This window comes from Terrabacter sp. P5_B1 (assembly GCF_056400505.1).
Map to the genome: position 1 here is coordinate 1 of NZ_JBFULD010000233.1, position 6,770 is coordinate 6,770.

Annotated in this window: 10 protein-coding genes; 4 read left to right on the plus strand and 6 right to left on the minus strand. The window is 71.3% G+C overall.

Features of this window, described 5'->3' with window-relative positions; translation table 11 throughout:
• On the plus strand, positions 1-572 hold a 572-nt coding region (locus tag AC1DP0_RS15610), incomplete at its 5' end, for a glycosyltransferase (RefSeq protein ID WP_478085796.1).
• Positions 573-594: 22 nt separating this feature from the next.
• On the opposite strand, the gene AC1DP0_RS15615 is transcribed toward AC1DP0_RS15610, so the two are convergent.
• Positions 595-1,317 (minus strand): hypothetical protein, encoded by a 723-nt coding sequence (locus AC1DP0_RS15615; RefSeq protein ID WP_478085800.1) that lies wholly within the window; start codon positions 1,315-1,317, stop codon positions 595-597.
• Positions 1,318-1,557: 240 nt separating this feature from the next.
• Between AC1DP0_RS15615 and AC1DP0_RS15620 the strand changes: the two genes are divergently transcribed.
• Complete coding sequence (locus tag AC1DP0_RS15620) at positions 1,558-2,484, plus strand: patatin-like phospholipase family protein (protein WP_478085804.1); 927 nt, start codon at positions 1,558-1,560, stop codon at positions 2,482-2,484.
• A gap of 37 nt (positions 2,485-2,521) precedes the next feature.
• On the opposite strand, the gene AC1DP0_RS15625 is transcribed toward AC1DP0_RS15620, so the two are convergent.
• Entirely contained in the window at positions 2,522-2,818 is a 297-nt protein-coding gene (locus tag AC1DP0_RS15625; RefSeq protein WP_478085809.1) for a hypothetical protein, read from the minus strand.
• 95 nt (positions 2,819-2,913) lie between these two features.
• On the opposite strand from AC1DP0_RS15625, the gene AC1DP0_RS15630 reads away from it, so the two are divergent.
• A complete protein-coding gene (locus AC1DP0_RS15630) occupies positions 2,914-3,864 on the plus strand; it encodes a helix-turn-helix transcriptional regulator (protein ID WP_478085811.1) in 951 nt (316 codons plus the stop codon).
• Positions 3,865-4,011: 147 nt separating this feature from the next.
• A complete protein-coding gene (ypfJ, locus tag AC1DP0_RS15635; RefSeq protein ID WP_478085814.1) occupies positions 4,012-4,977 on the plus strand; it encodes a KPN_02809 family neutral zinc metallopeptidase in 966 nt (321 codons plus the stop codon).
• Positions 4,978-5,031: 54 nt separating this feature from the next.
• On the opposite strand, the gene AC1DP0_RS15640 is transcribed toward ypfJ, so the two are convergent.
• From AC1DP0_RS15640 to AC1DP0_RS15655, 4 genes are all read right to left on the minus strand, one after another.
• The gene (locus AC1DP0_RS15640; RefSeq protein ID WP_478085816.1) at positions 5,032-5,640 is read right to left on the minus strand and encodes an acVLRF1 family peptidyl-tRNA hydrolase; all 609 of its coding nucleotides are present in this window, start codon (positions 5,638-5,640) and stop codon (positions 5,032-5,034) included.
• A gap of 19 nt (positions 5,641-5,659) precedes the next feature.
• Entirely contained in the window at positions 5,660-5,986 is a 327-nt protein-coding gene (locus AC1DP0_RS15645) for a metal-sulfur cluster assembly factor (RefSeq protein ID WP_478085818.1), read from the minus strand.
• Positions 5,983-6,465 carry a Fe-S cluster assembly sulfur transfer protein SufU gene (sufU, locus tag AC1DP0_RS15650; RefSeq protein WP_478085820.1) on the minus strand — a complete coding sequence of 161 codons (483 nt, stop codon included), beginning with the start codon at positions 6,463-6,465 and terminating at the stop codon, positions 5,983-5,985. The genes AC1DP0_RS15645 and sufU overlap by 4 nt, the downstream gene beginning before the upstream one ends.
• Positions 6,465-6,770, minus strand: a 306-nt coding sequence (locus tag AC1DP0_RS15655) for an aminotransferase class V-fold PLP-dependent enzyme (protein ID WP_478085824.1), incomplete at its 5' end; no start/stop codon positions are given. The genes AC1DP0_RS15655 and sufU, both read right to left, overlap by 1 nt.

The following is a 6,770-nucleotide window of genomic DNA, read 5'->3' on the forward strand; positions in this document are numbered from 1 at the left end:
TCAAGGACATGGCCGGCGTGCTCACCGGCTTCACCGACCAGATGGACCGCTTTCCCGAGGGCGTGCACCTGCTGCTCGTGGGGCCGCACGCGGGTGGGGTGAGTGACGACCCCGAGGGCGCGCAGGTGCTCGGCGAGTGCCTGGGGCTGCGTGCCGCTCTTGCGCCGTCGAAGCGCGCGCGTGTGCACCTGTGCTGCCTGCCGATGGATGACGTCGACGAGAACGCGCACCTGGTCAACGCGCTCCAGCGGCATGCGACGGTCGTCGTGCAGAAGAGCCTGATGGAGGGCTTCGGGCTGACCGTCACCGAGCCGATGTGGAAGCAGCGGCCCGTCGTCGCCTCCGCCGTGGGCGGCATCACCGACCAGATCGAGGACGACCGTAGCGGCGTGCTGCTCGATGACCCCACGGACCTCGACCGCTTCGCCGCCCTCGCCGCGGGCCTCTTCAGGGACCCGGAACGTCGGGCGCGGCTCGGGGCCGCGGCCCACGAACGGGTGGCCGGTCAGTTCCTCGGCGATCGTCACCTCATCCAGTACGGCGAGCTCTTCACCTCCCTGGTCGGCGGCTGACGAGCGCGCCCCGTCCTCCGGCTCACGGGGGGAGGATGTTGATGACCCGGGACAGCACCACGACGAGAACCGCCAGCGAGATCATCGACTGGACCGCCATCAAGCCTTTGACGCGATGCGTCAGGGGGAGGGTGTCGGTCGGGCTGAACGCGACGACGTTGGTGAACGCCACGTAGAGGTGGTCCGGGAACCGTGGCTGCCAGTCGGGCGGCGCCAGTCCCTGGGTGCCGGTCTGGGGGAACTGGAAGTCGGGATGGCGCCCGGCACCCGCCTGGCGCACGTCGGGGCCGCCGCCGTCGATCTGCCAGTAGAGCAGCCCGAACGTGACGATGTTGGTGGCGAGCAGGGTGACGGCCGTGACGAGGAGCTGGGTCACGGTCGGTGGCGACTCGCCTTCGGGGGTGCTTCGCAGGACGAGGGCCACGAGCCTGACCGCGGCGGCGGTGTTGGCGAGAATGAGAACAGCGAACAGCGACAGCACCAAGGGACGAGCAGCCCGTGGGACGGGCCCCGGCTTCGCAGCCACGGCGAGGAGGATCAGGACCACGATCCCTTCGATGGCGGGCACGACGAGCGGGGGTCCTTCACGCATCCTCGCCGGTACCAGAACCTGCGGGAGGATGACGACACCGAGGGCGACCAGAGGCCACACGTAGGTCTCCGGCGCCGCAGTGGAACCCATCTGGCCGGAACCGTCGCCGGGCGGTGTCCCCGGCGCGGCACCGGCTGACGGCTCGTTGGGCATGAGCCCATCATGCGCCGGCCAGCGTAGGCCGTCACCGGATCCGGATGGAGGTCGGCCTTCTCCTTTGTCGGCCGTGGCAACTCGCACCCTGCTAGCGTTCCGATGACCGTGATCCATCGGCAGGAGGTGAGACCCATGTATGCCGTATCCGCAGTGGGTGCTCCCCCGCGGTCCACCACCTCGCGACCGAGGTAGACGCGACGGGAGCGCCCGACAGGCCACTCGCGAAAGGCGACTCCCATGGACACGAACCAGCAGGTCAACGCAAACCGGCAGTTGGGCCACTCCACCGAGCGAGCGCTGGTCCTCGCCGGCGCCGGAGCGGCAGGCAATGCGTGGGAGCTCGGCCTCATCGCCGGGCTGGCCGACGCCGGCATCGATGTGACCGATGCCGACCTCATCATCGGGACGTCGGCAGGATCGACGGTGGCTGCCCAGATCACCAGCGGGACAAGGCCGGCCGACGTGTATGCCGCCATCCTCGCGGAAGTGCACCAGCCCCCGACCGGCGGGGCCGGGTCGGGCAGCGGACGAGCCCCCACCGCCTCCGGCCCGAGCTACCTGGAGTGGTCGAACGAGGTCATCGGCTCGTCGAAGGATCCGTCCGACATGCGCCGCAGGATGGGCGCCGCAGCGCTCGAGCTGGATGCCTCCGCAACGTCGAGCCGGACCCGCTGGCGCGACATCGTCGCCGCACGGCTGCCCAGCCATCAGTGGCCTCGACAGCGCGTGCTCATCACGGCCGTCGATGCGCGGACCGGCGAACCGGTCGTCTTCGACCGCCGCAGCGGAGTCGACCTGGTGGATGCCGTGGCTGCGAGCACCTCGGCGATGACGCCGTATCGCATCGGCGAGAAGCGCTACCTCAACGGCGGCTACCGCCGCAGCGAGAACGCCGACCTCGCCGCGGGGTGCGGACGGGTACTCGTGCTGTCACCGTTCGGCGGCCGGACCCGCATGCCGCTCGAGTGGGGCATGGACCTTGCCACCCAGGTCGACGAACTGCGCGCAGGCGGCAGCCGCGTGGAAACGGTCTTCCCGGACAGCGGCGCGGGTGACGTCTTCGACGCCAACGCGTTGGATCCATCGACGCGTCCCCAGGCCGCGCGAGGGGGCTACCTCCAGGGCGGGGCGCTCGTGGAGGCGCTGGCCGACTTCTGGCGCTGACGCCGGCGCCCGCGCGGGCCGGTGGTCGTGGGGCCGGTCAGCGACAAGGCGCTTCGGGCATGCTGCGCCATGGCGTCGGTGTCACCTCGGGCTCGAGCAGCAGAGGCCCGGAAGATGGCCATCGCCGCGGGCAGCGTGCGCAGTTCCCCCAACGTGGGTGCGAGACCCTGGCCAGCACGGTCGTCTTGCCGAAGCCCGGCGCGGCCGACACCAGCACCAGGCGCGGCAGGTCCCCACCGGCCAGCCGCTCGATCAGCCGCGCCGTCAGCCGGTCCCTCTCGACGAGGTCACGGCGCAGCGTCGGGATGGGCACCTTGGTCCCCAGGACGGCCATGCGACGAGCATAGGAGCGCGACCACTCGGTGCACGGCGTCGGTTCCGGGCGCTACCGTCGGACCTGACGATCGGCGGCGTCCGGGAGGTGGCGGCATGCGGCACGACACGAGTCCGACGGCACGGGCGCTCCTCGCGCTCGAGGCCATCCAGGACAGCCCCGGCATCACCGCCCAACGCCTGGGTGACCTCCTGGACGTCACCGAGCGGGCTGCCCGGCGCTACGTCGCCATCCTGCGCGAGGCGGACCTGCCCATCGAGTCGGTCACAGGGCCGCACGGTGGCTACCGCGTCGGCCGGGGGCTGCGCCTGCCACCCCTGATGTTCACCGCCGCCGAGGCACTCGGGCTCGTCATGGCCGTGCTCGAGGGGCACCGCGGGGCTGCCGACCCGACCGAGCTCGTCGGGGCCGCCCTGTCCAAGATCCTCCGAGCGCTCCCCCAGCAGGTCGCCGAGCCGGTTCGGGCCGTTCGGCGGATCACCGGTCCACCGCCCGACCCGAGCCTGCGCGTCGACCCGGTCCTGACGGCCAAGCTCGTCGAGGCCTGCACGTCGGCGCGGCGGGTGCTGATCGACTACCGGCTCGAGGACGGACGCGAACGACCGATGGAGGTGGACCCGTGGGCGGTCGTGCTGCGCCACGGCCGCTGGTACCTCCTCGGCTGGTCGCACACGAGCGGCGCCCAGCGCGCCCTCCGGGTAGACCGCGTGCTCTCGGCCTTCCCGACATCGCAGCGGTTCACCCCGCCCGAGGACCTCGACGCGCTCCGCACCCTCGAGGAGCACCTCTCGCAGGGGTGGCGACACGAGGTCGACGTGCTCCTGCGGGCCGACCTCGACGAGGCGTCCCGATGGCTACCGCGCAGCCTCGGGGCCCTCGAGTCGGTCGAGGGCGGCATCCGGCTGCGGGCCACGACCGACGACCCGGACTGGTACGCCCGCCAGCTCGCCGTCACTCCGTTGACGTTCGAGGTGGTCGGGTCACCCGCGCTCGTGCAGGCCACCGAGGACCTCGCCGCGCGTCTCGTCAAGGCCTCCCAGGGCTGAACCGGCCTGAGCGGGTAAGACCCCGCCAGAGCGGGAACGAGCCCGCTGGGGCGGCGACGAAGCCGCCGACGCACACCGGTCGCCGCGCACTAGGGTGATCACGACCGGACCGGGGAGGTCCCCGGTCCCGAGCCCGAGGAGCGGCACATGAGCTTCAACGACAACGCCCAGCTCGACACCTCACAGGTGCAGAGCGGTGGCAGCGGTGGCTTCGGTGGTGGTGGCGGCGGAGGCGGTGGGTTCCCCGGCGGCATCCAGGTCGGAGGCGGCATCGGCGGCCTCATCCTGCTCGTGCTCATGCTCATCTTCGGCGGCAGCAAGGTCCTCGGCGGGGGCGACTCGGGCAGCACGGCCGGAGGCCTGCCCTCCCAGCAGCTCCAGAGCGGCCAGGTGGCAGCCGCCGGACAGGTCGACCAGGGACAGTTCTCCCAGTGCAGGACGGGCGCCGACGCGAACAAGAACGACGTGTGCCTCATCATCGCCACCGTCAACAGCGTCCAGGACTACTGGACCAAGGCGCTGCCGAAGTACCAGATGAACTACGAGCCGGTGAAGACCGTCATCTACCAGGGCCAGACGCAGTCCAAGTGCGGCACCGCCAACGCGCAGGTGGGCCCCTTCTACTGCCCGCTCGACGCCAAGGTCTACGTGGACGCGAGCTTCTTCCAGGAGCTCCAGAGCAAGTTCGGCGCCAACGGTGGCCAGCTCGCCAAGGAGTACGTCATCGCCCACGAGTACGGCCACCACGTCCAGGACCTCCTCGGCATCCTGAACCGCGCCCAGCAGGACCCGCAGGGTCCCAACTCGGGGTCGGTCCGCATGGAGCTGATGGCCGACTGCCTGGCCGGCACGTGGGTCAAGCACGCGACGGAGACGACCGACGCGGGCGGCACCCCCCTGCTCAAGCCCATCACGGACGCCGACATCCAGTCCGCGCTCTCGGCCGCCTCCGCCGTCGGCGACGACCGCATCCAGCAGAAGGTTCAGGGCCGGGTCACCCCCGAGACCTGGACCCACGGCTCGTCCGCCGCCCGTCAGAACTGGTTCACCCAGGGCTACCAGACCGGCGACATCAACCAGTGCAACACCTTCGGCGTCGACACCGTCAGCTGACCTCACCACCCAGTCGAAAGAGCGATCCGTCCGGACGGATCGCTCTTTCGATCGTCAGGGGTCGGTGAGCTCGATGCGGACCGCCCGGCCTCGTCGCAGCGCGGTCTCGAGCACGTCGCGTCTGGGGTCGGGCAGGTCGTAGAGCTCACGCATCGGCAGCCCCGCGAGGGCACGCAGTGCGTGGGCGTCGAGGACCTCCCGCACGAGGGTCCGGTCTCCCCCGACGACCAGCCCGTGAGGTATGCCGTCCGCCCCCGTGGGTGGGCTCTCGTCGTCCGCGAGCAGCACCCGTCGGGCGTGGCCGACGACGGCGTCGACGAGCTCGTCGGCCTGCTTGCCACGGCGGCGCGCGAAGCGCTGCTGCGACCACCCACCGGCGGCCGTGCGCGACTGCACGTGCCGGGTGCCGACCTTGGAGGCCGTGAACGCGCCTGCGAGGGCGAGCCCCACGGCATACCCTCCTCGCCGGACAAGGATGACGCCGAGCGGCTCGTGCGCGAACGGCGTTGCGAGGACAGTGGATCCGTCGGCGGCGCGGGCGGACACGACGACGACGCCGGGAGTGGTCTCCTCGGCGGCGTCGTAGGGGCCGTGGCGCTCGGCGAAGCCCGCCATCCATCGGTCGAACCGCTCGGGGTCGACCTCGATGACGCGCGTCGTCACGGGCGCGGGTGGTGCTGACTCAGAGGTTGAAGCCGAGCGCGCGCAGCTGCTCGCGGCCGTCCTCGGTGATCTTGTCGGGGCCCCACGGCGGCATCCACACCCAGTTGATCCGGTGCGCCGTGACGAGACCCTCGAGGGCCTGCGCCGTCTGGTCCTCGATGACGTCGGTGAGCGGGCACGCAGCGGAGGTCAGCGTCATGTCGATGACGGCGTGCGACTGCGCGTCGACGGTGATGCCGTAGACGAGGCCTAGGTCGACGACGTTGATGCCGAGCTCGGGGTCGACGACGTCGCGCATGGCCTCCTCGACGTCGGCCACATTGGGTGGGGTGGTGGTTGCGGTCATGACGGAACTCCTTGCGGGGAGGGCGAACTCGTGGACGAGATGTCGACGCCGGCTCGGGCGAGCGCGTCGGTGAAGGCGGTCCAGCCGAGCAGGGCGCACTTGACGCGGGCGGGGTACTTGGAGACACCGGCGAAAGCGACGCCGTCACCAATGATGTCCTCGTCGCCAGCGACCCGGCCCTTGGAGGTCAGCATCGCGCGCATCGCCTCGAAGGTCTTGAGCGCCTCGCCCACCGGGTGGCCGATGACCTCCTCAGCGAGCACCGAGGTGCTGGCGACGGAGATCGAGCAGCCCTGCGCGGCATACGAGACGTCGGTGACGACGGCGTCGGGGCCGGTGCCGGAGACGTCTACGCGGAGGGTGACCTCGTCGCCGCACGTGGGGTTGATGTGGTGCACCTCGGCGTCGAACGGCTCGCGCAGACCGGCGCGGTGCGGTCGCTTCGAGTGCTCGAGGATGAGCTCCTGGTACAGGTCCATCAGCTCGCCTCCCTCTCGGTGTCGATCCCGAAGATGACCGGCACGCGGTCGAGAGCCTTGAGCAGCGCCTCGACGTCGGCGGGCGTGTTGTGGACGGCGAAAGACGCGCGGGTGGTCGCCGCGGCCCCGAGGGCGCGGTGCAGCGGCCACGCGCAGTGGTGCCCCACGCGAACGGCGACCCCCGCGTCGTCGAGCACCTGCCCGACGTCGTGGGCGTGCACGCCGTCGACGACGAACGCGACGGCGCCACCCCGGGGCGTGCCGACGGCCGGACCGACGACGTGGACCCAGGGGCGCTCCGCGAG

Coding starts and splice junctions, on each gene's coding strand:
- AC1DP0_RS15645 (WP_478085818.1), bottom strand. CDS start 5,986: ATGACCGCAACCACCACCCCACCCAATGTGGCCGACGTCGAGGAGGCC.
- AC1DP0_RS15620 (WP_478085804.1), top strand. CDS start 1,558: ATGGACACGAACCAGCAGGTCAACGCAAACCGGCAGTTGGGCCACTCC.
- AC1DP0_RS15630 (WP_478085811.1), top strand. CDS start 2,914: ATGCGGCACGACACGAGTCCGACGGCACGGGCGCTCCTCGCGCTCGAG.
- sufU (WP_478085820.1), bottom strand. CDS start 6,465: ATGGACCTGTACCAGGAGCTCATCCTCGAGCACTCGAAGCGACCGCAC.
- ypfJ (WP_478085814.1), top strand. CDS start 4,012: ATGAGCTTCAACGACAACGCCCAGCTCGACACCTCACAGGTGCAGAGC.
- AC1DP0_RS15615 (WP_478085800.1), bottom strand. CDS start 1,317: ATGCCCAACGAGCCGTCAGCCGGTGCCGCGCCGGGGACACCGCCCGGC.
- AC1DP0_RS15625 (WP_478085809.1), bottom strand. CDS start 2,818: ATGGCCGTCCTGGGGACCAAGGTGCCCATCCCGACGCTGCGCCGTGAC.